18 protein-coding genes and 3 pseudogenes are annotated in these 22,538 nt (G+C 49.5%); 12 read left to right on the top strand and 9 right to left on the bottom strand.

Annotation, left to right across the window (positions count from 1 at the left end):
* Positions 1 to 177: 177 nt before the first annotated feature.
* The 4 genes from ACMGGQ_RS23760 to ACMGGQ_RS23745 form a co-directional block, all read right to left on the bottom strand.
* Positions 178 to 1,392 (bottom strand): MFS transporter, encoded by a 1,215-nt coding sequence (locus ACMGGQ_RS23760; protein ID WP_410029380.1) that lies wholly within the window; start codon positions 1,390 to 1,392, stop codon positions 178 to 180.
* A gap of 494 nt (positions 1,393 to 1,886) precedes the next feature.
* Positions 1,887 to 2,363, bottom strand: coding sequence for a cupin domain-containing protein (locus tag ACMGGQ_RS23755; protein WP_410029379.1), 477 nt, complete (start codon positions 2,361 to 2,363; stop codon positions 1,887 to 1,889).
* A 44-nt stretch (positions 2,364 to 2,407) separates the two neighbouring features.
* Positions 2,408 to 3,187, bottom strand: coding sequence for a carboxymuconolactone decarboxylase family protein (locus tag ACMGGQ_RS23750; protein ID WP_420290674.1), 780 nt, complete (start codon positions 3,185 to 3,187; stop codon positions 2,408 to 2,410).
* Between the two features lie 584 nt (positions 3,188 to 3,771).
* Positions 3,772 to 4,656 carry a LysR family transcriptional regulator gene (locus ACMGGQ_RS23745; RefSeq protein WP_282982949.1) on the bottom strand — a complete coding sequence of 295 codons (885 nt, stop codon included), beginning with the start codon at positions 4,654 to 4,656 and terminating at the stop codon, positions 3,772 to 3,774.
* A gap of 170 nt (positions 4,657 to 4,826) precedes the next feature.
* Between ACMGGQ_RS23745 and ACMGGQ_RS23740 the strand changes: the two genes are divergently transcribed.
* Positions 4,827 to 5,963 carry an alpha/beta hydrolase gene (locus ACMGGQ_RS23740; RefSeq protein WP_420290673.1) on the top strand — a complete coding sequence of 379 codons (1,137 nt, stop codon included), beginning with the start codon at positions 4,827 to 4,829 and terminating at the stop codon, positions 5,961 to 5,963.
* 300 nt (positions 5,964 to 6,263) lie between these two features.
* On the opposite strand, the gene ACMGGQ_RS23735 is transcribed toward ACMGGQ_RS23740, so the two are convergent.
* Complete coding sequence (locus ACMGGQ_RS23735) at positions 6,264 to 7,157, bottom strand: LysR family transcriptional regulator (RefSeq protein ID WP_282982951.1); 894 nt, start codon at positions 7,155 to 7,157, stop codon at positions 6,264 to 6,266.
* 234 nt (positions 7,158 to 7,391) lie between these two features.
* On the opposite strand from ACMGGQ_RS23735, the gene ACMGGQ_RS23730 reads away from it, so the two are divergent.
* The 5 genes from ACMGGQ_RS23730 (at position 7,392) to ACMGGQ_RS23710 (ending at position 13,879) form a co-directional block, all read left to right on the top strand.
* Positions 7,392 to 8,984, top strand: coding sequence for a carboxylesterase/lipase family protein (locus ACMGGQ_RS23730; RefSeq protein WP_410029377.1), 1,593 nt, complete (start codon positions 7,392 to 7,394; stop codon positions 8,982 to 8,984).
* A gap of 422 nt (positions 8,985 to 9,406) precedes the next feature.
* Complete coding sequence (locus tag ACMGGQ_RS23725) at positions 9,407 to 10,603, top strand: MFS transporter (protein ID WP_274578677.1); 1,197 nt, start codon at positions 9,407 to 9,409, stop codon at positions 10,601 to 10,603.
* A gap of 39 nt (positions 10,604 to 10,642) precedes the next feature.
* The gene (locus ACMGGQ_RS23720; protein ID WP_274578678.1) at positions 10,643 to 11,617 is read left to right on the top strand and encodes an SDR family NAD(P)-dependent oxidoreductase; all 975 of its coding nucleotides are present in this window, start codon (positions 10,643 to 10,645) and stop codon (positions 11,615 to 11,617) included.
* Positions 11,618 to 11,844: 227 nt separating this feature from the next.
* Complete coding sequence (locus tag ACMGGQ_RS23715; protein WP_274578679.1) at positions 11,845 to 12,825, top strand: aldo/keto reductase; 981 nt, start codon at positions 11,845 to 11,847, stop codon at positions 12,823 to 12,825.
* Positions 12,826 to 12,892: 67 nt separating this feature from the next.
* Entirely contained in the window at positions 12,893 to 13,879 is a 987-nt protein-coding gene (locus ACMGGQ_RS23710; RefSeq protein WP_274578680.1) for an SDR family NAD(P)-dependent oxidoreductase, read from the top strand.
* 354 nt (positions 13,880 to 14,233) lie between these two features.
* Here the strand turns inward: ACMGGQ_RS23710 and ACMGGQ_RS23705 are convergent, their stop codons facing one another.
* On the bottom strand, positions 14,234 to 15,127 hold the full coding sequence (locus ACMGGQ_RS23705) for a LysR family transcriptional regulator (protein WP_274578681.1): 894 nt from the start codon (positions 15,125 to 15,127) through the stop codon (positions 14,234 to 14,236).
* A gap of 510 nt (positions 15,128 to 15,637) precedes the next feature.
* Between ACMGGQ_RS23705 and ACMGGQ_RS23700 the strand changes: the two genes are divergently transcribed.
* Both ACMGGQ_RS23700 and ACMGGQ_RS23695 read left to right on the top strand, forming a co-directional pair.
* On the top strand, positions 15,638 to 16,363 hold the full coding sequence (locus ACMGGQ_RS23700) for an isochorismatase family protein (protein WP_274578682.1): 726 nt from the start codon (positions 15,638 to 15,640) through the stop codon (positions 16,361 to 16,363).
* A gap of 69 nt (positions 16,364 to 16,432) precedes the next feature.
* Positions 16,433 to 17,437: a hypothetical protein gene (locus ACMGGQ_RS23695; protein WP_410029376.1), complete on the top strand. Its 1,005-nt coding sequence runs from the start codon at positions 16,433 to 16,435 to the stop codon at positions 17,435 to 17,437.
* Between the two features lie 152 nt (positions 17,438 to 17,589).
* Here the strand turns inward: ACMGGQ_RS23695 and ACMGGQ_RS23690 are convergent, their stop codons facing one another.
* A complete protein-coding gene (locus ACMGGQ_RS23690; RefSeq protein WP_420290690.1) occupies positions 17,590 to 17,781 on the bottom strand; it encodes a hypothetical protein in 192 nt (63 codons plus the stop codon).
* A 231-nt stretch (positions 17,782 to 18,012) separates the two neighbouring features.
* Between ACMGGQ_RS23690 and ACMGGQ_RS23685 the strand changes: the two are divergent.
* The 4 genes and pseudogenes from ACMGGQ_RS23685 to ACMGGQ_RS23670 form a co-directional block, all read left to right on the top strand.
* Positions 18,013 to 18,213, top strand: a pseudogene (locus tag ACMGGQ_RS23685) (GH36-type glycosyl hydrolase domain-containing protein); the annotation flags it as partial.
* Positions 18,214 to 18,606: pseudogene (locus ACMGGQ_RS23680) on the top strand (transketolase C-terminal domain-containing protein); the annotation flags it as partial.
* A 379-nt stretch (positions 18,607 to 18,985) separates the two neighbouring features.
* Positions 18,986 to 19,252: a DUF1778 domain-containing protein gene (locus tag ACMGGQ_RS23675; protein ID WP_248223252.1), complete on the top strand. Its 267-nt coding sequence runs from the start codon at positions 18,986 to 18,988 to the stop codon at positions 19,250 to 19,252.
* The gene (locus ACMGGQ_RS23670) at positions 19,240 to 19,725 is read left to right on the top strand and encodes a GNAT family N-acetyltransferase (RefSeq protein WP_420290672.1); all 486 of its coding nucleotides are present in this window, start codon (positions 19,240 to 19,242) and stop codon (positions 19,723 to 19,725) included. Before ACMGGQ_RS23675 ends, ACMGGQ_RS23670 begins: the two co-directional genes overlap by 13 nt.
* A gap of 269 nt (positions 19,726 to 19,994) precedes the next feature.
* On the opposite strand, the gene ACMGGQ_RS23665 is transcribed toward ACMGGQ_RS23670, so the two are convergent.
* Together ACMGGQ_RS23665 and ACMGGQ_RS23660 are read right to left on the bottom strand one after the other, a co-directional pair.
* The gene (locus tag ACMGGQ_RS23665) at positions 19,995 to 21,356 is read right to left on the bottom strand and encodes an HNH endonuclease (protein ID WP_420290671.1); all 1,362 of its coding nucleotides are present in this window, start codon (positions 21,354 to 21,356) and stop codon (positions 19,995 to 19,997) included.
* A pseudogene (locus ACMGGQ_RS23660) lies at positions 21,326 to 22,470 on the bottom strand (IS3 family transposase). The gene ACMGGQ_RS23665 and the pseudogene ACMGGQ_RS23660 overlap by 31 nt, the downstream one beginning before the upstream one ends.
* Positions 22,471 to 22,538 lie beyond the last annotated feature (68 nt).

The following is a 22,538-nucleotide window of genomic DNA, read 5'->3' as shown; positions in this document are numbered from 1 at the left end:
TACAGAGTATAACGGCCTGTAAGAGCAGGTGGTACAGCATAAAGGTTCTGATACCAGCCTTATATTTTCCTCAGTCAGCAAAGAAAGGGGAGTTGATGTCGCGGCTTTATCTGAAAGGGCTTTTCAGGACTGTAAATCGCTGAGGTTATTTTCGACGGGATCCCACCCGGACTGGTACTATCTTTTGCCTTCAAATGTTGATGTCACTCCCGCCACAATCCCGCCCAGTAAAAGCACCATGGCGCTGGCCAGAAAAGCCCCCTCGTAACCTGCTGTGTCATAAAGTATGCCTCCGACAGTCGACCCGAGACCAATTGACGCCTGCACAATGGCCACCATCAGTCCTCCGCCAGCCTCGGCGTTATGAGGAATTCTGGCAAGCCATGTCCACCATCCCACCGGAGCCGCTGTCGCGATGAGTCCCCAGAACGCAAGTAAACCAACGACCAGAACGGTCCTGTCACCGAAAAGGATCAGCATCACCGCAATGGCAGCCATCATCAAGGGTATTGTTGTCAGTATCCTGTACAGTCCTGTCGTCAGGAACCGGCCTATCAGACTGGTCCCCAGCAGGCCAGTCAACCCCATCATCAGCAGGATCAGTGAAAGGGAGCTATCATGAACCTCTGTAATGGCTTCAAGAAAAGGGCGAATATAAGTGAAAAGGGCAAACTGCCCCATGAAGAACGCGCCGCAGCCGGCCATTCCCCAGGCTACCCGTTTGTTTTTCAGGACATCAAAAACATTCCCGGACTGATGGCTTTCTGACGAAGCTTTCATTACTGGCAATGAAAACCATTGCCAGAGGAACGCACCGACGGCAATCGGAACCAGACAAAAAAATGCGCCCCGCCATCCAATAGTGGATCCAAGCCATGCTCCCACCGGCGCGGCAACCACAGTAGCCAGTGCACTACCGCTGTTAAAAATAGCCATTGCCCGCGGGATCTGAGATGCTTTTACCAGTCGCATTGCTGTTGCGACTGACAGAGACCAGAACCCCCCTACGGCAATGCCAATTAGCGCTCTCCCCAGCATGTAGACAACATAGCTGGAGGCCGTACCGATAACGAGGCCCGAAATACCCATCAGGACAGTTAGACCCAGCAGGATAGATTTTCGATCCCGCCGTCCTGCGAATGCAGGCATGCTTAAACTGGTGAGTACAGCCAGCACACCAGATACTGCAATTCCCTGTCCAATCATACCTTCAGTGACGGACAGGGCACTGGCCATAGGCGTAAGCAGGCTCACTGGCATAAATTCTGATGCAACAAGTACAAAGGCGCAGAGCGTGATGGCGAACACGCCACTCCAGTTCGCCCGGGCGACAGAATCTGAATGATGCCTGGCAACTGACAGGCTTTTGTCCGTATTGTCTCTGTTTGTCATTTTTTCTTACGCAGGTGAAGGTCCGGTCATCAGATGTGACGGGACTGGTTTAAATTTCCAGGGAGGTGCAATGTGGTGTATTAACGGTCAGTCTGTTCCGTAGCGGCCCAGGGATAAGCCCTGCCTTAAGGGACAATCTCCGGACCAATACTGTTGCTGATTATTCCCGTGATCAGGCCCTGTTGTGGGCTGAGTCAGCCTTGTACGGCATGGGTTACCGCAGACAGAACTCAAGAGAGTTAATGATAAGGCAGTTTTTATAATTAAATTAGTATCTGAATAGTGGATGCTGTTATGTGAAATTTGCATAAATAAACACAGTGCTCTGACCGGAGCATCCTAAGCTGAGCAGGCGTCAGCTGATATCCGGACTGTGTGAATGAACCTTTCTGTAAATGCGGGTCACTCCACGCACAGGTCATACCGCCCCAGGGAAAGTAAGATTACCGGGCGGTGGTTTTCAGGAAGAGCCGGCTCAACTGGCCGGCAATAATTTACTTTGCGCTGTACTCCTGATCAGATACGGGTTCAAGCCAGTCTGCACCTTTCCCGTCCTGCAGATATGTAACCGCGATGTGGCTCATTCCGGTAGTATCAGTGGCGCCATGCCAGTGTTTTACTCCTGCCGGGATCCAGACGACATCACCGGGGTTAATAATCCTTTTTGCCTGACCTTCTTTCTGAATCCAGCCTTTACCCGACCTGACAATAAGCATCTGACCTGCCGGATGAATATGCCATGCTGTTCTGGCTCCCGGCGCGAATGTCACCAGACCCGATGACGCAGGAGTTTTTAACGACGAAGGCGTCAGTAGATCGATAATCACATGCCCTGTGAAATAATCAGGAGAACCCTGCTCTGAAGACACAGTGCCAGCCGGAGTTACTGTAATATCCTGACCATCATCGGCATTAACGCTGTCTGATATAACTACTGATGCAAACAGAGCGACCATTAATATATTTCTCATGTCTGACACTCCAGGTATGAAAAGGGGTTGTGAAGAATCTTTTCTCAGCTGTTCCGGTTATTGAGAACGTCCTGAACAACCGGAACTGCGGAAAACGCGTTGGGCCAGCCTGCATAAAACGCAACCTGAGCAATCAATTCAGCAACCTGTGCACGGGTCAGGCCGTTATCCATTGCTTTATTGAGATGGAATCCGATCTGGTTCACCTGACCATTCGCGATAAGGCCAGATACTGTCACCAGGCTTCTGTCACGGGGTGTGAGATCAGGGCGTAGCCAGAGGCCTCTGAACAGGATGTCAGTGGTGTATTGCACCAGTGCAGGCGAAACGGAGCCTGCAATCTTCTCCGCAGTTTCAGCCCGCTTTGTCTCTGCGGCTACATCCAGGGGTAACAGTACAGGCTCAGTTGAGGGGAGTTGCTCGACACCAATGCCCCGGGCAGCAAAGACATCTGCCGTTGCAGTGGCAGCACCTGTGGCATTGGCAAGTCCGGAGTAGAATGCGAGATGCGTAATGATTTCAGATATTTCACGGGGTTTAACACCGTTATCAAGGGCCCTGTTCAGCTCACCCGAAAGCTCCGATATCTGGTTCCGGGCTATCAGTACGGCTACAGTAATGACACTTCGATCACGTGGTGAAAGCTGTGGTCGTTTCCACAGATCACCCTCAACAGCGTTCTGAATATAACTTTGCAATGCCGGGGAAACGACGGCAACAGAAGGGGGGGTATCTGAAGACATGCGGTGCTCTCCTTGAGTAACTTGCGCGAAACCTGGCGCTGACAGGATGATTCCCAGAAAAACAGCTGGTATTGATTTCATAACGATCCTCGTTCAAGAATGTATGTGGGAAAATATTCTGAGATTGTGAATCAGCTCGTTGTCCTTTGAAAAAAACAGTCGACTCCGACACACCTCAGTAATAAGCAGCTGACTTCCATCCCCCAAAATGATAGCTTTATTAATTACAGCCATTAACAAAAGTATCATTTTAAAACTCGCTCACTTACCCAACAATTATGTCCCGATTTCAGATGTAGTTACTGCCTTTCTGTTTTAACAAGAAGTAACTGATTTTCAGAAATGACAAATCCAATTACGGGAGCGGGCGGTTTTTTATTTTATCATTTCACTATAGCCTGTTGATTACTGATTAACTATAAACGTGAACCTATTGAACCAATGAATAATACTCATGAATGAATGTATATGCCTTCCGGGCAAGACGATATAGTGTGTGTTCGAAAACAGAAAGAAAGGAGTTCCCCGAGATTCGTGACGGATAAATCGTTGAACAATACTCAACTGAAACTGTGCACCCTCTGCCTGGTTTAGTTAAATTATCCGTGCTATGTCAGGAACTGCTGCTTCATGACCTGATCTGCGCATAATCATATTTTCATTCTTTAAATTCGTAATGTATCAATTACCGCTCTCAGTGCAGGTGACACATTGCGGTGCGGGTAATAGAGAAATGAACCGTCAAGACGCCGGCTGAAACGCTGGAGTACCCGGATAAGTGTGCCTTGTGCTAAATCCTCGGTTATCAGCTCTTCCGGGACATAGGCCAGGCCAAGACCCAGCCTGGCCGCTCTGGCTTCCATGTAGCTGTCGGCGAAAACCCACTGTCCCTGAGGTGGATGGGTGATTTTTTTCCCATCCAGATCGAGTTCCCAGGCGTACAGGTTGCCGTCGCCAAACTGATAAGCGATGCAGGGATGTACGGCTAAATCGGCGGGAGTTCGGGGAAAGCCGTAGCGACGAAAGTGTTCCGGCGTACCGACAATGGCCATCTCCATATCAGGGGAAATACGTACTGCAATCATACCATTTCGCACTTCCGCGCCCAGACGAACGCCTGCATCAAATCGCTCTGCAATAATATCGACAAACCGGCTTTCGCTGATGAGCTCGAGTCTGATATCGGGATAGCTTTGTTTAAATGCTGCCAGCTTCGGTAGCAGGACTTTATCAATGGCGTGCTGGCTGGCATTGATGCGTACCGTACCGGAGGGTGTCTGGCGATAATGCGCCAGTCTGGTTAGCCCCAGGTCCAGGGCGTCAAAACCGGATGCAACATTGTGATAAAGTTGTTCGCCGGCCTGAGTGAGTGATAACCGACGGGTGGTTCGAACCAGAAGCTGAACGCCAAGGCGCTCTTCAAGTTCGCGGACAGCGCGGCTGATCCCCGACTGAGCCAGGCCAAGCCGTTGCGCGGCAGCAGTAAAACTACCTTCCCTCACGACCTGCATGAACAGGTAAAGGTCATTATAGTTTTCCCGTTTCGCCATTCTTCCTCACTGCCAGTTCGCTATTCAGAACAATAAGCTATTAATCTTAGCACTTTTTACCCACTAATAAGCTCTTTTACTGCTAGCTAGAATAGGAAAATGTCAACCAGGCACAGCAGCATTGTCCATTCAAGTCCTGCTTCTGTCGCGTTTATTTCAGGGGGTTTTTGATGACGCTTTTCTCCAGAAGACTGAAATCCGGGATACCCGTCATGCTGCTATGCGCTTTATTAAGTGGAGTTACAACGATGAGTTATGCTGATACAACTAACCCGAATGCGCCTGTTTCATTGACTGAAAAATGGGATAAAACTTTCTCCGAAAGCGCGAAAGTGGATCACCGTAAGGTGACCTTTCAGAACCGCTACGGGATCACCTTAGTTGGAGATCTCTACCTGCCGAAAGACCGCGGTAACCGTAAACTGGCTGCTATTGCCGTCAGCGGCCCCTTCGGTGCGGTGAAAGAGCAGTCCAGCGGCCTGTATGCACAGACGCTGGCCGAACTGGGGTTTGTCACACTGGCGTTTGACCCTTCCTATACGGGCGAAAGCGGTGGCTATCCCCGTAATGTTGCCTCACCGGATATCAATACCGAGGATTTCAGCGCGGCCGTGGACTTTCTGGGCCTGCAACACGAGGTGGATCGTAACCGTATCGGCCTGCTCGGCATTTGCGGATGGGGGGGGATGGCGTTAAATGATGCAGCGATGGATACTCGCGTCAGAGCTGTGGCGACCAGCGTAATGTATGACATGAGTCGGGCGATGGGGCATGGGGTGGGCGATGGTAAAGACCGCTACACCACTGCCGATCGCCGTGCGGTACTGCAGTTTCTGAACGCTCAGCGCTGGAAGGATGCGGCAAACGGTACTTCCACGCCGGGCGGGCATGACATTTATGTTGATGAGAAGGGTAACGCCACCGCTGCCGCGCGTATTCTGCCGGAAACCTTACCCGCCAACCCCCATCCGGTACTGAAAGAATTCTTCGATTACTACCGTGTGCCGCGTGGTTTCCATGCGCGTTCGGTCAATTCCACCGGGGCATGGAATGCAACCATGCCATTGTCGTTTATGAATATGCCATTGCTGAGTTACGCCAGCGAAGTCACCATTCCGGCGCTTATCGTGACTGGTGAAAAAGCCCACTCACGCTATTTTGCTGAAGATGCTTTCAAGGCAATCGGCAGCAAAGAGAAAAAACTGGTGATTGTCCCTGGGGCAAACCATGTCGATCTCTACGATAACGCTGCGGGTAAAATCCCGTTTGCTGAAATTGAACATTTCTTCACGGCAAACTTAAGATAACCAGATGGGATACCAGGCCACCCGCCTTAAAAACGGGTGGCTTAAACCTGACTGTTATGACTTAGTGTATGCCACTTTTCCGCTTATTTTCATTCCCGCCGTGTCGTTATACCTGGAATGGCGATCCCCCATTCCAGCTTTGGCATGAGCCTGATGATGAGGAAGCCTGGTCCGGGCTGATAATCAAAAAAATACCTCACCCGGAACCTGACAGGACTCGCATATGATCTTCGTTGCAAAGTTAACTGTGGCATGAAATTCATGAGAAGGAATACACTACAGACCGGATGGTGTCAGAGCTTAGCCGCGGTGACGGAGGGCCTCAGTAAGCGCTCTGAAGGCTGGGGAGGCATGATGCCTGTGAGGATAATAGAGATAAAACCCCTCCCACCAGGGAGAGCAATTTTCAAGAACCCGGAGGAGATCGCCCTTTTTTATATATGCCAGGGCAATTTCTTCAGGTACGTAGGCGAGTCCGTACCCGGCCAGTGCTGCGTCGAGAACATAAAAAATATTATTAAAGGTCAGCTGCCCGTCAACGCGTACCTTGACTTCTTTACCTTCCACCTCAAATTCCCACGCATACAGCGCACCGGATGACGGAAACCGGTAGTTTATACAGGTATGAGTGATGAGTTCATTAGGAGAACGGGGGACAGGATGGTTGCTGAAATAGGCGGGAGAACCCACCACTGCAAAACGAAAATCAGGGCTGATGCGTGCAGAAATCATATCTTTTGCCAGCTGCTCGCCCATACGTACTCCGGCGTCATAGCGTTCAGTCACAATATCGGAGAGACCGTTGTCGAGCATCAGCTCAATTTTGATATCAGGATAAGCCAGCAGGAAATCATTCAGTTTTGGCCAGATCACGTTGCTGATGGCGTAATCCGGTGCATTCAGACGAATGGTGCCTGAGGGCGATTCTTTCAGCGCGTTAAGCGCCTCAAGCTGCATTTCAATGCCATCAAAATGTGGACCTATGCCCTGTATCAGTTTTTCACCGGCATCTGTCGGTGAAACGGCGCGGGTGGTTCTGGTCAGCAAACGTACACCCAGTCTTTTCTCCAGGTTCCTTATGGTGTGACTCAGAGCTGACTGAGAGATCCCTATCTTCGCAGCCGCCCGGGTAAAGCTTCGCTCTCTTGCAACAGCAAGGAAAGCGACAAGGTCGTTAATATTATTGCGGATCATCAAAGAAATCTCAGGACGTTGTTTTTTTACAAAAAAGAAAAAGCTTACTGGTCACTTTTTCCTAGTATCTCAGCCCTGTTAACTCAGACTGCCACAATGGAGCCCAGTACAGGTACCTTACCGTTCAATTAATGAATTTTATACATTATAGCATCCACTATTCAGATACTAATTTAATCACAAAAACCAATCTATCATTACATTCTTAGAGATGTGACTGATATGAGATCGAATATGAAACGAAATGGTAAACTCAAAAAATCAGTATCGGCACTGATTACCACCGCCTGCCTGATGATGGCTCTGCCAGCCATGGCGCAGGATACACTGGAGGTATCCACCTCTTCAGGTCCGGTCACAGGAACGGTAATTAATGGTATCAGTTCCTGGCTTGGCCTGCCTTACGCCGCCCCACCTGTCGGTAAATTACGCTGGCAACCCCCGCAGCCAGTCGCTCCCTGGACAACGGCCTTAAAGGCAAATGCACTGGCAGCAAGCTGTGCGCAGAACGCTGATCTTGGTGAGTTCGCCAGGGCCGGGGGAAATGAAGATTGCCTGTACCTGAACGTCTATCGCCCAGCTGAAATGCACAATAGTGATCAAAAGCTGCCAGTTTTCGTCTGGATCCACGGAGGAGGGCTTCAGGTAGGGCAGGGGGGGGATTACGACCCATCCAGACTCGTCAGGGAAGGTAATTCTGTTGTTGTCACCTTAAATTACCGACTGGGAATGTTTGGTTTTCTGTCCACTCCAGGGCTGGATTCAGAAGGGCATGAAGCAGGCAATTACGGACTTATGGATCAGCAGGCGGCACTGCGCTGGGTGCAGAAGAATATATCTGCCTTTGGCGGGGATCCATCTAATGTCACCATTTCCGGAGAATCCTCCGGCGGTAACAGCGTTATGGCACATATTGCCGCTCCGGGATCAGCTGGTCTGTTCAAGCATGTTGTGGCAATGAGTGGTTCCGGAATCATGTCGCGTCATCCAGCTTTTGGCGCTCCGCGTCCACTGAATGTTGCGCGTGAAACGGGGATAAAATTTGCCCGAGCCCTGGGCTGTGATGCCGGGGATGCAGAATGCCTGCGCGCCGTACCGACCAAGCGGATCCTGGATGTTCAGCCATCGTTCGCACTTAACGAATTTATCATCGACGGTAAAACCTTGCCTGTTCATCCGGCTGATGCTTACAAAAGTGGTAAGATCAACCCGGTTACGCTTATCAACGGGACAACGCGTGACGAAGGGCGCTTTTTCGTCGCACTGCCGGAAATACTGACAGGGAAAACCCTGCAGGAAAGAGACTACCCCGAATGGATTGAACAGCAGTACGGTAAAACGCTCAAGCCTAAGGTGCTGGCAGAATACCCACTTAAAAACTATGACAATCCTAGTGAGGCTTTTGCAGCCGCTGCAACGGACAGCATGTTCTCCTGCCCTGCGCGCGCATTAAACCGGAGTCTGGCTGATAAAATCCCCGTGTATGCGTATGAGTTTAGCGATCGCACTGCACCCTCTTATATCAGCGCAACAACATTCCCTCTGCAGGCAGCTCATACATTTGAACTGGCTTACGTGTTTCCGGGTTTTCACGGAGGAAGCGATATACATATCAGCCTTAACCCAGCCCAGGAAAAACTGTCACAGGAAATGGTCGGCTACTTCTCCGGTATGGCAAAAATGTCCAGCCGTGAACAGAGCTGGCCCCGCTATAGTGCGAAGTCAGATAATTTCATGACCTTCGCCCTTCCGAAAGCCAGAATGGTATCAGGGCATTTCGCTGATACTCATCACTGTGAATTCTGGGATAAGCAGGGGCTTTACTGATTTATTCTGACGCTGAGGTTTGTTGCCGCAGCTAATGCTGCGGCTTATCAACTACCGTTGAGTAGCTAATTTGTCACCCCGGAGCTTATTAAATGAAGTATGTCTCACCCAGAAACTGAACGGTTAATAACGAATCTGAAAATCACAATATAAAATACTTCGTCTTTTTTTGTCTACGCACAGAAATGTTTAATATTTACCGGTGATTTTTACTGGGTGAGACAAGTGTTCTGCTTAAAGATAAACATATTGCATATTGCCTAGTTGTATATTTTGCGATCACCCCTTTTTAGGTGAAATAGCGACGACGGCTGAGGAAGTATAAAAAAATGAATAAATCACATTAGTTAATAATCATATATATCTGCCTTGATAAGGGCTACTGGAAAAAACTAACACCTGACCGTCATAAGGAAGAAAAATTGACTGATAAGAGCATGATCCCTGAAACAAACCTCACGAAAGCGATGGTGCTCCTCTTCGCCGTCACTGGCGGCCTTGCTGTCGGAAATCTGTACTGGGCCCAGCCATTATTGCATGTTATTGCTATTGATATGCATATTCCGGCAGGCAACGCCAGTCTACTTATTACGATTACGCAACTGGGCTATGCACTCGGGATTTTCTTGATTGTACCACTGGGTGATACGATAAACAGGAAATACTTGATCCCTGCTGTTCTCTTTACCTCTGCACTAGCCCTTCTCGGATGTGCTCTTTCCTCGCAGTTCATTATATTGTGTATATTTATGGGGATTCTGGGAGTGACTACAGTGGGAGGAGGTATTTTGACTCCTTTTATCAGCGATATATCTCCTGCTGCTAAACGTGGAAAAATTATTGGCACTATTGTATCCGGAATGCTGACCGGGATCCTGCTCTCACGTACACTGAGCGGTTTTTCCAGTGAATATCTGGGATGGCGGTCTATCTACTTTTTTGCCGCCGGATGCACATTTTTGTTAGCGATGCTTTTATTGTTCATACTCCCCGAAGAAAAAGATAAAGCTCGTATACCCTATGTTCCTTTGATCCTCTCTGTTTTTAAAATTGCAGGGAGCCACAAGGCTATCCGTACCACCCTGATGCTGGGATTTGGTGTCTTCGCCGTCTTTAGCGCATTCTGGACAGGTTTAACATTTCTTCTGAGCAGTTCGCCCTTTTTCTATACGACCGACCAAATTGGTCTGGTCGGCATTGCCGGTCTTGCTGGAGCGCTCGCAGCGCGAAGAGCGGGCTCACTTCACGATAAAGGATACTCGGTTGCAGCAACGGGTTATGCACTCATTCTGGCCATTGTTTCCCTTGCTGTGACGCTGATTGCCGTACACACCATCTGGCTGGTCATTATCGCCGTTATTACCTTTGATATGGCAATCCAGACGCTGAACGTGGTGAATCAGTCCAGAATACTGGCGCTGGATCCAGTCAACCGCAGCCGGATTAATACCGCATTTATTACTTTAAACTTCATCGGTGGGGCAACGGGTTCAGCCCTGACAGGTCTGCTCTGGAATGCCGGTAACTGGTACGCCGTTGCAGGTGCAGGCATGGCAGTGCTGGGCATAACCTTCCTTATCTGGTTTTTCTTTCGTGGAAATCTGGCCACTCACCGGTGAATCAGCACCCGTGGCTATTGTTCTTACTGAGGATAATTTATGACAACTGACTTTACTGCAACGTCCACCGCAAACGATGTTCTCAACAATGTTGACCTGACAGGTAAAAATGTTCTGATAACCGGTGTCTCTGCCGGTCTTGGCGTGGAAACGGCCCGGGCTCTGGTTGCACGGGGAGCTTCAGTGACAGGAACTGCGCGTAACCTGAAAAAGGCGGAAGCTGCTGTCTCTGATATCAGATTACTGGCTGCAGAATCGGCCGGTTCCTTTCACTTAATTGAGATGGATCTCGCCGCGTTGAACAGTGTCTGTGCAGCAACGGACAGCCTGCTCAACAGTAACCAACATTTTGATATCGTCATTGCCAACGCAGGCGTCATGGCGACACCGGAAGGGAAAACGGCGGACGGGTTTGAAACCCAGATGGGTACAAATTTCATCGGTCACTTTGTGTTCATTAAACGTCTGATACCAGCCCTTAATCCGGGAGCACGAATTATCCTGCTCTCTTCGCTTGCCCATGCCATTGCTGACGTGAATATTGAGGATCTGAATTTTGAGCTCACTCCCTATGATCCCTGGATAGCCTATGGCCGCTCAAAAACGGCAGTTGCACTGCTTGCAGTCGAACTGGAACGCCGGTACGGAAGCCAGAATATTCACGCAGCATCCGTTCATCCAGGTGCGATCCAGACCGAACTGCAACGCCATTACAGTAAGGAAGTCGATGAAGCTTTCATCGCTGAGATTAATAAGGCGAATGCCAGAAGAGGTCTCCCACCATTTCAGTGGAAAACAGTACAACAGGGAGCTGCGACGACAGTCTGGGCTGCCGCCGCAGCCAGTGTGTCTGATATCGCCGGTAAATACTGTGAAAACTGCCATGTCGCCTACATCAATAACAGTGAGGGGGTCAGCGACGGGGTTCGTTCTTATGCTCAGGATCCAGCACATGCAAGTGCTCTCTGGGACGCCGCAGAACGTCTGGTGAAAGAGAAGTTCGGTGATATATAAATTCGGGAGAATTAATCGCCCACCGGCTGAAGCTGTATCCACTTTCATCCCCTGACGAAATTCTTTTAGTCAGCAGCGCCTATCGCTGAAACTTTGGCCAGTTACATAAAACTGGCCTTTCAGTTATGTATTGTTGATTTTTTTTCATAAGTCCATCTCAAACATGAGTATTAATTTTTGATGAAACAGGTTCTATAACAAACTTTGGATGATCAGAAGGAGAAAGAATGAAACAACGTAAACTGGGTCAGGAACTCCGGGTATCTGCCATAGGTTTTGGCTGTATGGGACTCTCTTTCGGATATGGACCAGCTGTGAAGCAGGATGAAGCAGTGCAACTCATCCGGTCAGCTTATCAGAACGGCGTTACTTTTTTTGATACTGCAGAAGCTTATGGCGCTGAAAATGAAACGCTACTGGGAGAAGCGGTTGCTCCATTTCGCCATGACGTCGTACTTGCCACAAAATTTGGCTGGAAGGACGGTAATGCCAGAACGGGATTGCTCGACAGCCGTCCGCAGCGGATACGGCAGGTGGCTGAAAAATCCCTGAAGCTGATGAAAACAGATTATATCGACCTGTTTTACCAGCATCGCGTGGATCCCGATGTTCCTATTGAAGATGTGGCGGGTACGGTTGCGGATCTGGTGAAAGAAGGGAAGGTCAAACATTTTGGCCTTTCTGAAGCGGGGCCTGAGACCATCCGCCGCGCCCATGCCGTTTTCCCGGTTACGGCTGTGCAGAGTGATTACTCATTGTTTACCCGGGATCCTGAAAAATACATTCTGCCGCTTCTGAATGAACTTGGTGTGGGATTTGTTCCATTTAGTCCCCTTGGCAAGGGGATCCTGACGGGAGCAATCACATCAGATACTGTTTTTGATGAAAATGATGTACGTAACCGTCTTCCCAGATTCAGTACAGAATCCCGTGATAACAATGTGAAAATTGCGACAGAGATAGGTCGTCTGGCATCAGGGATTAAGTGTACCAGTGCCCAGCTGGCACTGGCGTGGCTACTGGCGCAAAAGGAATGGATTGTGCCTATCCCGGGGACCACAAAGATACACCGTATGCAGGAAAATACAGCGGCAGCTTCAGTGGTGCTGACGCCGGAAATCCTTCAGGAACTGGATGCTCTCTTGCTTAAAATGCCGGTGAAAGGAACCCGGTATAACGAAAAGGACCTAAAACTGGTAGGCCGCTGAACGAGGAAAATGGGGGAGGTTTCAGACACAACCCCCTCCCTTAGTCATACATATACCAGGAGTGAAAATGAAAAACGAGTTTAATGCGGAGTCGACGACAGAAGATGTTCTGAAAGGTCATGATCTTTCTGGTTTGCGGATTCTTGTCACCGGGGCATCTGCCGGGCTTGGCGTAGAGACAGCCCGGGCACTGGTTGCGCATGGCGCTGAAGTGATCGGAGCGGTCAGGGATATTGATAAAGGTAAGCTGGCTACACAAATTGTTCATGAAGCGGCAATACAGGGCGGCGGTAAATTTTCGTTGATCCAGCTCGATCTTGCCGACCTGGACAGTGTCCGTTCTTGTGCCGGTAAACTTCGGGACAGCGTTTCAGCGCTGGATATTATTATTGCCAATGCCGGGGTTATGGCCACACCATTCGGTCTGACTAAAGAGGGATTTGAAATCCAGATTGGCACAAACTTTATCGGCCATTTTGTTCTTGTTAACCGCCTTTTTCCACTGCTTAAGAAAGGCGGAAGGGTCGTTATTTTATCCTCAGGGGCACACTCACGGGCAAATATTGATTTGAACGACTTTAATTTTACCCACAGCCGCTACGATCCGTGGATAGCTTATGGTCGTTCTAAAACGGCTGATGCCTTGTTTGCCCTGGAGCTGGACCGACGAGCACAACGATATGGCATTCGTGCCATTGCCGTTCATCCAGGCTCCATCCGGACAGAACTTCAGCGGCATTACAGTCCAGAAGATGAAGAAGCCCTTGTCGCTTCTATAAATGAAGCCAACCAAAAAGCCGGACGCCCCCCGTTTCGCTATAAGGATATTTCACAGGGAGCGGCAACAACGGTATGGGCTGCAGTGGCGGCACCTGTGGAGGAGGCCGGGGGGCGGTATTGCGAAGACTGTCACGTTGCGAAAGTGATGGATGGAGAGGGGCTGCGCGAAGGCGTTCGTTCTTATGCTGCGGATCCTGAACAGGCGAAGGCTCTGTGGGACAAAGCGGAAGAGCTGACCGGAGAAAAGGGACTTTGTTTCGCTGAATCGGAGTAGCGCCCGTTACAGAAAAACCTTTCATCTGCCCGGTTTTACTCCTCAGAAGAATGACCGGCTGTAAATACTGAACCATACCGGGTACAGACCCGGTATCCATCTTCATGATCAGCGAGCCTGCAGCCAGGGTCTGCACGGACAGCCAGAAAACGACCTGCGCCAGAGAACACGCTTATTTCAGGAACTGTTTTCTGACCATAATCATGTACGCTTTAAAAAAGGAGCCTGGTTTTGATCGTCATGTGTCACAAAAAAGCACTGCAACATTAATTGCGGACTGAATATATTTTTCAGTAATAAGCACCTTTTACTGAATAACAGAGCAATGGCGACCGGGATGTCGCTATGCGGCAATCATTCACGAAATCTAAGCGCCTCTACAAACGCGGTAAAAGCTGATGAAGTAAGATGCCGGTTGGGGTAATACAGGTGCAGACCTTCCCAGAGCGGCGACCAGTCAGCCAGAAGTTCCTGTAGCATGCCATTGCGGAGATACTCATCGGCATACTCTTCATGCACATAAGCCAGTCCAATTCCCTCCACAGCCGCCTGCAGTGCATGCTCAACGTCATTAAATATCAGGGGGCCCTCAACTCGGACTTTTACGATTTTTCCGTCACGGGCAAACTCCCAGGGGACAATCTGACCTGCCAGCGAAAAACGGTAATTAATGCATTTATACTGAATCAGCTCCCGGGGATGCGCGGGAAGGTGAATGGTGTCCAGATAGGCCGGCGCGCCCACTACCAGATAGCGCGTATCCGGACTTATCCTTACTGATATCATATCCTTAGCCAGGTTTTCCCCCATTCGAATCCCTGCATCAAAGTTCTCGGACACGATATCAAGCAGGCTGTTACTGACGTTCATTTCAACCGTCACATCCGGATAGTCTGAAATGAACCGTCTGATCTTTGGCCACAGATAAAACCGGGCGGCGAATTCAGGGGCAGATAAACGTATGGTACCGGCAGGCTTATCCCGGAGAGTGTTGAGCGCATCGAGTTGTTCGTCAATGGCATCCATCAGGGGTGAAATTCCTGACTGTAAACGAATGCCGGCTTCAGTCAGGGCCACAGCCCGGGTTGTTCGGGTAAACAGTCGCATACTCAGCCGCCTTTCCAGATTCCGGATGGTATGGCTTAACGCAGAGGGAGATACGTTCATTCTGGCGGCCGCCCGGGTAAAACTGAGTTCGGAGGCAACCGCCATGAACGCTGCGAGGTCGTTGTAATTATCTTTAGCCATAACAATCCACAGGAAGTCGTAATAAATTATTAATCAGTCCGGAATGGTGCTGAAAAGAACGGAACCGTAAGCCGCCCGTCCGACATGCGGCTGGTTCAGTCATCAATATTAGTGAAATTATCTCATCAGTTCATTCTCATCTTTGCATTAAATGTCATAAAACATTTGCAGTATAGTGTAGACGGGTGATGTCCTGATGCAGTTTTGCACAAGTGCTGTCTCCCGCCGTTCAGGAAATACAACGGCGACAGATACGCAACAGGCTGCCGAAACGGCATTCTTGTGCCGTCCGTTCTGCCTGTCGAGTCAATGGACGGGATACATCATCTGGTAACTGTCATGTCTACCGGTATGACCGCTACATATGAGAATTGTCAGGCAATATTAATTTCATGGCCTCATAGGTGCAGGGATTTCAGCTCCCTAATATTGCGATTTATGGTCATGGTGCCCCGGGCAAGTCTGCAAATAAATAAACCTCTCACACACTCAATCAGAGCGACTCATCAAATGAATAAAAAATTAACCTCCCTTAATATGGGAATATTACTGGGTGCAAGCCTGTTTCTGACCAGCGTACAGGCAAAAGATAACCAGATAACTGCGCCGGAAACTCATCTGTCTTATACATCCTCGGTAATTTCAGCAACCGGTGTAAAAACGGTCAGAAACGATACGCTGGATCCATCAGATGTACTGTTTATCTTTGCCGACCTGCATCCTGATCTAATCGCATCCAGCAATACAATGTCACCGTCTGCGCTGGCAGCCAACGCAGGGGGACTGGCAAAAGTTGCTCATGCCATCAAGGCCCCGTCCCTTTTTCTGACCGTGCCACGGAATGGGAAACCGGGTGAACTCCTTCCGGAACTCCAGCCTTACGCGACGGCAGAAAACACTATTTACCGGGAAAATGCGGATCCATTCAGGGTTAAGCAAATCGTTAATGCAATTAAAAAATCTGGAAAACACACCCTCATCGTTTCGGGCTATACCTCAGAGGTTGCCGTCATGCTTACCGCGCTGGGCGCTCTGGATAACGGGTATCGGGTATTGATCCCTGTGGATTGTATCGGTAATCGCTCAGCTCGCACCGAAGATGCAGCACTGGCCCGGACTGCACAGGCAGGCGCACAAATCACGTCCCTCGCCAGTGTGGCAGCTCAGCTGGCACCTGATTTTTCTAAAGAGCCCGGAACGACCATTCTCTCCGTTATCCTGGACGCCAAACTTTAATAAAAACGAAGCTGTATAAACTGACGATATGTCCGTTTCACCTGTTTAAACCTACGAAAAGAGCACGCTATGCAAGATATAAAACTCTCAACATTTGGTTCCTTTATTGCCGGTGGCGAAGTGGTCAGGCGGCAGAATACCGACGGCACAGAAGAGGTTACCCTGCGCCATCAGGCATACGTGGAATACTATATTCCTTCAGACCTGTCGGCAGATCGCTCGGCTATCATTCTGACCCATAATTATTTCGCGGCTTCAGCCTGGTTAAGTAACGTTGACGGGAAAGAAGGCTGGGCGCAATTCTTCCTGCGTAACGGCCACCCGGTGTATGTTATCGATCCGCCCGGGTCAGGACGTGCCGGCTTTAATCCGGATGATATCGACCATGCACAGATGGTGATTGATGGCGCGATGTCTGTTGATAAAGGGTTCTGGCCAGGCCAGGACAGCAGTGCCTGGGCTGCATGGAATATGGGACCTGAATGGGGGGTACCGGGTGATGGTATCCTTCAGGGCAATCAGATGCCCGGTGATGAGGCTTCCAGACGTCGCCTGCTCGGGACGCTTATCCCGAATAAACCGGTTCCTGATGCCATTCTGGACGACACCTTCATCAGCGTGCTTGAAAAGGTCAATAATCTGTCCGGCCCGGCAGTTTTTGTGGCGTGGTCAATGGCCGGTGGTCTGGGGCAACGTCTGCTGCTGAGGCGCCCGGACCTGTTCAGAGCCCTGATCCTGCTGGACGGCTACAGCGGCGAAAATCGTTTCCCACAGCCCGGAAAATGGTTCGATAACGGGCCTATCAGTGAATATAAAACGGTAGCTGCCACGATGGCCAGACACAATATTCCGCTTCTCAACGTCAACAGCGCAGGCGGACACTATTCCAACACCGGGCATTCAGGCGAGCTGAACCAGACGCTGGTCGATGAAATCCATGCCGTAAACGGCAAAGCTGACAGCGTCTTCCTGCCTGATCATGGTATTCCGGGTAACAGCCATATGATGTTCTTTGAACAGAACAGCGATGATGTTGCTGCACTACTGAAAAACTGGATCGCAGATATTGCCTGAATAATATAAACGGACCAGGCCTGGCGATCGGCCATTTCCTTAAGCTTTTTAGCCGTGCCTTCTGGCAGTGCCTCAGACGCAGGGACAACGTCTCGCCACCTGCAGTTGTCCTGAAGGATAACTGCAGGACTCCACGGGCAACGGCTGGCTTTTCAGTGAACCGGCTGAAGCAATTTCCGGAGGAGTTTAAACTCGCCGTTATCCAGATTTTGCTGAATCGGATAGACCGCGATACGGCAGAGAATACTGACCTGTATGACTATAATCGTCAGGTTAACCGAGGCTGGCGTGACTTTATCCTGCGCCTGATGGGTATCCATTTGCCTGACAACGGCCGTGTTCATCTTCAGGGCATTAATGCCAGAAAAGAATCCATCTATCCCGCCTGAAACCGCGCCGGCAGTTGTGGTAACCGCAGACTGTCTGCAATCGTAAATGCCTGGTCGGTCTCTTTTTCATTGGATTTGCGGCCAGGCTCGCCAGCACCACCTCCTGATCTCCCCTGCTAGCTGCATACAGACCGCCTTCCCTGCGGTTTTTTTATGCCTTTTCTGCGGTGATAAGACGGGGCGGAAGCCTGCCGGCTCGTGGCCCGGAGTGGCTACTATCAGTCTGGCGGTGCATTTGGTTTTCGCGATCAGCTGCAGGATACGCTGGCTCTGAGCCACGCTGCTCCGGACCGGATGCGTGAACAGATAATACTCTGTGCATCACGGCAGTTTATCGAGGGGGATGTGCAGCACTGGTGGCACCCACCACACGGCAACGGTGTGCGTAAAGCCGCACTACTGGAAGAGGGGCGCGACGTCCTGATCATCGCCTCAGGCCTGATGACCATGCGAGCCCTGGAGGCGGCGAAGCAGCTGCGTAAGGATAACGTCAGCGTGGCGGTGCTGCACTCGCCCACGATTAAGCCGCTGGATGAAGAGACAATACTTGCCCAGACGGCGAAGCCGGGACGGCTGGTGATTGTGGCGGAAAACCACAGCAGCGTTGGTGGACTGTGTGAGGCTGTTGCGTCGCTATTAATGCGCAACCGCGTGAACGTGGACTTTGATACCGTCGCACTGCCGGACGCTTTCCTTGATGCGGGCGCGCTGCCCACTTTGCACGAACGATACGGTATTTCGACTGCCGCCCTGGTGGAGAAGATTCGACGCAGGATCTGAATTTAAGGGGCGGTATCCATCGCCCTTTACGAGTTAAGTAAACGGTCTGACAAATTCGCTAAATTTGTCCACTTCCCCGGTGCGACTATTGGCAAGTACAATTGTCGCAACCGGGATACCTGTTCACGGTATCGTTCAGGCACAGCATGTCCTTCGGGGGGATGGAGTGTTCGGCGATGCCTTACCAATTCGGGATAACGGTCAGATGACCTCATCTTGAAAGATAGCAACGTCTTAGATTTAAATTATTGAGGTATAAATTAATTATATTTAACATAAGATAGATTACAGGCACCTCCCATTAGCTTTGTGTAGCTTTTGCTATACGCTTTACATGTGTTATGCTTGTAAAGCAATTGCTATACAAGGAGCGCCCCCCATGAAATCAGATGTTCAGCTCAACCTAAGAGCTAAGGAATCTCAAAGAGCACTCATTGATGCTGCAGCAGAGATTCTCCATAAATCACGCACAGACTTCATCCTGGAAATGGCATGCCAGGCTGCTGAGAATGTGATCCTCGATCGTCGAGTATTTAATTTCAATGATGAGCAGTATGCAGAGTTCATCGATATGCTCGATGCGCCAGTTTCGGATGACGCTGTCATTGATAAACTCCTGGCAAGGAAACCTCAGTGGGACGTGTAACAGCACCAGAACCGTTATCCAGTTCGCATCAACTAGCAGAGTTTATCAGTGGTGAGGCTGTACTTGATGGCTGGCTTAAACAGAGAGGATTAAAAAACCAGGCTCTCGGTGCAGCCCGAACGTTCGTTGTTTGTAAAGCAGACACGAAACAGGTTGTCGGTTTTTACTCTCTGTCCACCGGCAGCGTCAACCACGTGGAGGCAACGGGAAGCCTTAGGCGCAATATGCCAGATCCCATCCCCGTCATCATACTTGCTCGCCTGGCTGTCGAAGTTTCATTTCGTGGAAACGGGCTGGGGGCTGATTTATTGCATGATGCAGTTTTGCGCTGTTATCGTGTAGCTGAGAATATTGGAGTCCGTGCAATTATGGTTCATGCACTGACTGAAGAAGCCAAAAGCTTTTACCTTCACTTTGGTTTTAAGGCATCGCAAACCCAGGAACGCACATTGTTTCTCAAACTACCACAGTAGGTTTAGAAATCGAAGTAGGGCAACACTTCTATGTAACCTTATGATTAATATCTTTAATTTTACCACATTTAACATAATCTTTGTTATGCGCACCAAAATTGTAACTGCAATATTCTAATGTCACTTTAAACCCATTTAGTGATGTCACTTTTTCTAGCATAAAGGATCAAATCCTCAGACAATGGAGACATCAGAATGCTTGTGACCATGTAAGATAAATAACTCAGCCGGATCAACATTATTAAGTCAGTTGTTGAAAAGCGAATAGTTTAGGTCGGCTCTTTGATAATGTCGTGGATCGCAGCGAAACTTTCCCACCTAGCCACTAGTTCCTCAGTACCGAGGACAACCTGAGTCTTTCCGATGACCTTGCCATGATACTCATTAAAACCACCATCCAGCGCCGCACGGCTGAAATAAACGCGCAGGGTGGCCGGATGGATAGCCATATCGCCCGCGTCAAACACATCATGCAGAGACGTTTCCAGCAGCAGGCCGTTGCAGACCTGCATTTTCCCGTACTGAGCGTGAGGCTGAATATGGCACGCTTGAAGCGCCCGCTGGTAGCTCTTGCCGGATACCAAGCAGCGTCCGAAACAGTTTGCCATTACTGCATCGCGGAAGGCCTTTTGTGCCGCTGTATTTCGCTGAGACTGGACAAACACACCCTCATTAGTCGCAAATGAGGTGTAATCGGTCATATCGACGTGCTGAGCAATGGGGTTAACCATTGTAGAATTTCTCGGGTCAAGATTAACATCCGTCACCGTTGCTGGTTTGACGTCTGTCACGCTAAGTGAGGACTGTTCAGTAACTGACGGTATCAATTCATTTTCCGTCAGGAAACGGTCGGCCAGCTGGTTCGCGGTCAATCCTGAATGACGCTGTTCAAATACGAATCTGCGGAAATCAGGTATCAGTCCTGCCGGGATTAGTTCGCGGATAACATCGGCTAATCCTTCAACAGGAGTTGTTGGCTTAACTTTTATTTTACTTGCTACCAACAGCCCGGACGGCATAGCTGCGGTCCTCATAGATGCATCACGGTTCGCAGGTATATAAATTTTTTTTCGTGTTGCAGTCCTTGCAAGAACGACATCTGGATCCACAACCTCAAGTACTGGAACTGAGGCGAGTTGCCTTCCCAGAGGTTTATCTTTTGGGCATTGAAAATTTATGCCAAAAGTCAGACCTTTTGAAGACGAATCTGTGATGCCTTGACGTAAAGCATCCCAGCCCGCCTTGTTTTTTGAGCGCACAAGGGCCGCACTTTCGTTGACAATGAAATCCTCTTTACGGTGAACGAGTTCCGGTGGCGGTCGATTTTCTTCACGAGCTTGAGCTAATCGCGGGTGTGATTGAAGTATGGCGATCATTATCCCAATACTCTTATTGTCGGCCATTTTGAATGCAATTTGATAGATTTCGAAACCAGATTTTGAGTAGGAATTTATCCCCAGTTGCTCGCATACAAATTTGGCTTTATCTATAAGCTCACGGCGCTTTCCTCTACGAGCCTTTGCAGCCTCTTCTACCCGCGTCTTTTGATCGTCTCGTAAAGCCAATTTTTTAGCCTTTTTTTGCTCTTTACACTCAGCTTTTAGTGCCGCTTTATCACCTGCATCATACATTTCAGCGACCTCAAAAAAAACGCACCGGCCGGGGTCAGATGATTAAATGAACCATGCCAATGCCTACAGTTATAAAACATTTCGATGTAATCAAAAACATCGCTGCGGCCTGCTTCCAGCGTTCCGTTGATCTTTTTCTTAATCCGTTCGCGTTTCAGTAGCTGGAAATAACTTTTCGCAACCGTATTGTCGTGGCAGTTACCGCGACGACTCATGCTGCCTTCCAGACCGTGTGATATCAGGAAGGGCTGCCACTCATGGCTTATGTATTGACTGCCCTAGTCGGGATGAACCAGTACCTCTTTTTGAGGATTACGCCGTATAGCGCCATCAGTAACGCGGTCAGGACTATATCTTTTGTCATACGAATTTGCATTGACCAGCCAAAAAATTTTCATGAGAACAGATCAGCCAGGACGGCCAGACCCATCGAACCTTCATGGGGCCGGATATAGGATATGTCCATCACCCAAAGTTCATTCGGTGCGTCCGGAATGAACTGCCGGTGGAGCCTGTTAGGTACCACGATGCAGCCCTCACCTTTGCGTGCTAATGGGCTCCGGTCCCCTACCCGAGCCTTTATTTCAACACACCTAATCAGCCGCATGACCCGGTTCATTCCGCACTGTAGTCCGGTATCACGCAGAACAAGATGGATCGTGCGTTGAAATAGACACAGCCTGAATCAAGCGAGAACTGTTTGATTTGGCCATCAACCTTAGGTCTGCCTGGTTACGTTGTAAATGTGGCTCCTGAAACTAGAGATAAAATCAACTCGGATGAACATCCATAACCCAGCAGAGCAGACTAATAATTCAGCAATGGCCGTAGGCGTAACTCAGTAGGACAGTTTTGCTTAGTACGCCGCGGCTTTTTTTTGTATGTGCCTCTCGTCAGTAATCCGATTCAGTTCTTTCTGAAGTCCTCGGAACTCAGACTGAGTATCGGACTGAATTTAGTAGTTGATGAATTAGGGTAATATTTTTTCCCGGGCATAGAGGCTGTGCATAGTGATATCAAGACGGATGGCGACGCTTACGATGGAATTAACGCGATCAACAACCTGGTTAACCGCTTCTATTTTGAATTCTTCGGGATATAGTTTACCGCCAATGGGCACCTCTCTGTTAAGTCATCATAAATAACTCTAAGATGTCTTTTTAACCAGCGGCGGTTCAATTC

The organism is Enterobacter sp. BNK-13 (genome assembly GCF_048685015.1).
Classification (GTDB): domain Bacteria; phylum Pseudomonadota; class Gammaproteobacteria; order Enterobacterales; family Enterobacteriaceae; genus Enterobacter; species Enterobacter quasiroggenkampii.
This window is presented reverse-complemented; position numbering and strand designations above follow the sequence as displayed.

Coding starts and splice junctions, on each gene's coding strand:
- ACMGGQ_RS23760 (WP_410029380.1), bottom strand. CDS start 1,392: ATGACAAACAGAGACAATACGGACAAAAGCCTGTCAGTTGCCAGGCAT.
- ACMGGQ_RS23755 (WP_410029379.1), bottom strand. CDS start 2,363: ATGAGAAATATATTAATGGTCGCTCTGTTTGCATCAGTAGTTATATCA.
- ACMGGQ_RS23750 (WP_420290674.1), bottom strand. CDS start 3,187: ATGAAATCAATACCAGCTGTTTTTCTGGGAATCATCCTGTCAGCGCCA.
- ACMGGQ_RS23745 (WP_282982949.1), bottom strand. CDS start 4,656: ATGGCGAAACGGGAAAACTATAATGACCTTTACCTGTTCATGCAGGTC.
- ACMGGQ_RS23740 (WP_420290673.1), top strand. CDS start 4,827: ATGACGCTTTTCTCCAGAAGACTGAAATCCGGGATACCCGTCATGCTG.
- ACMGGQ_RS23735 (WP_282982951.1), bottom strand. CDS start 7,157: ATGATCCGCAATAATATTAACGACCTTGTCGCTTTCCTTGCTGTTGCA.
- ACMGGQ_RS23730 (WP_410029377.1), top strand. CDS start 7,392: ATGAAACGAAATGGTAAACTCAAAAAATCAGTATCGGCACTGATTACC.
- ACMGGQ_RS23720 (WP_274578678.1), top strand. CDS start 10,643: ATGACAACTGACTTTACTGCAACGTCCACCGCAAACGATGTTCTCAAC.
- ACMGGQ_RS23715 (WP_274578679.1), top strand. CDS start 11,845: ATGAAACAACGTAAACTGGGTCAGGAACTCCGGGTATCTGCCATAGGT.
- ACMGGQ_RS23710 (WP_274578680.1), top strand. CDS start 12,893: ATGAAAAACGAGTTTAATGCGGAGTCGACGACAGAAGATGTTCTGAAA.
- ACMGGQ_RS23705 (WP_274578681.1), bottom strand. CDS start 15,127: ATGGCTAAAGATAATTACAACGACCTCGCAGCGTTCATGGCGGTTGCC.
- ACMGGQ_RS23700 (WP_274578682.1), top strand. CDS start 15,638: ATGAATAAAAAATTAACCTCCCTTAATATGGGAATATTACTGGGTGCA.
- ACMGGQ_RS23695 (WP_410029376.1), top strand. CDS start 16,433: ATGCAAGATATAAAACTCTCAACATTTGGTTCCTTTATTGCCGGTGGC.
- ACMGGQ_RS23690 (WP_420290690.1), bottom strand. CDS start 17,781: ATGAACACGGCCGTTGTCAGGCAAATGGATACCCATCAGGCGCAGGAT.
- ACMGGQ_RS23675 (WP_248223252.1), top strand. CDS start 18,986: ATGAAATCAGATGTTCAGCTCAACCTAAGAGCTAAGGAATCTCAAAGA.
- ACMGGQ_RS23665 (WP_420290671.1), bottom strand. CDS start 21,356: ATGTATGATGCAGGTGATAAAGCGGCACTAAAAGCTGAGTGTAAAGAG.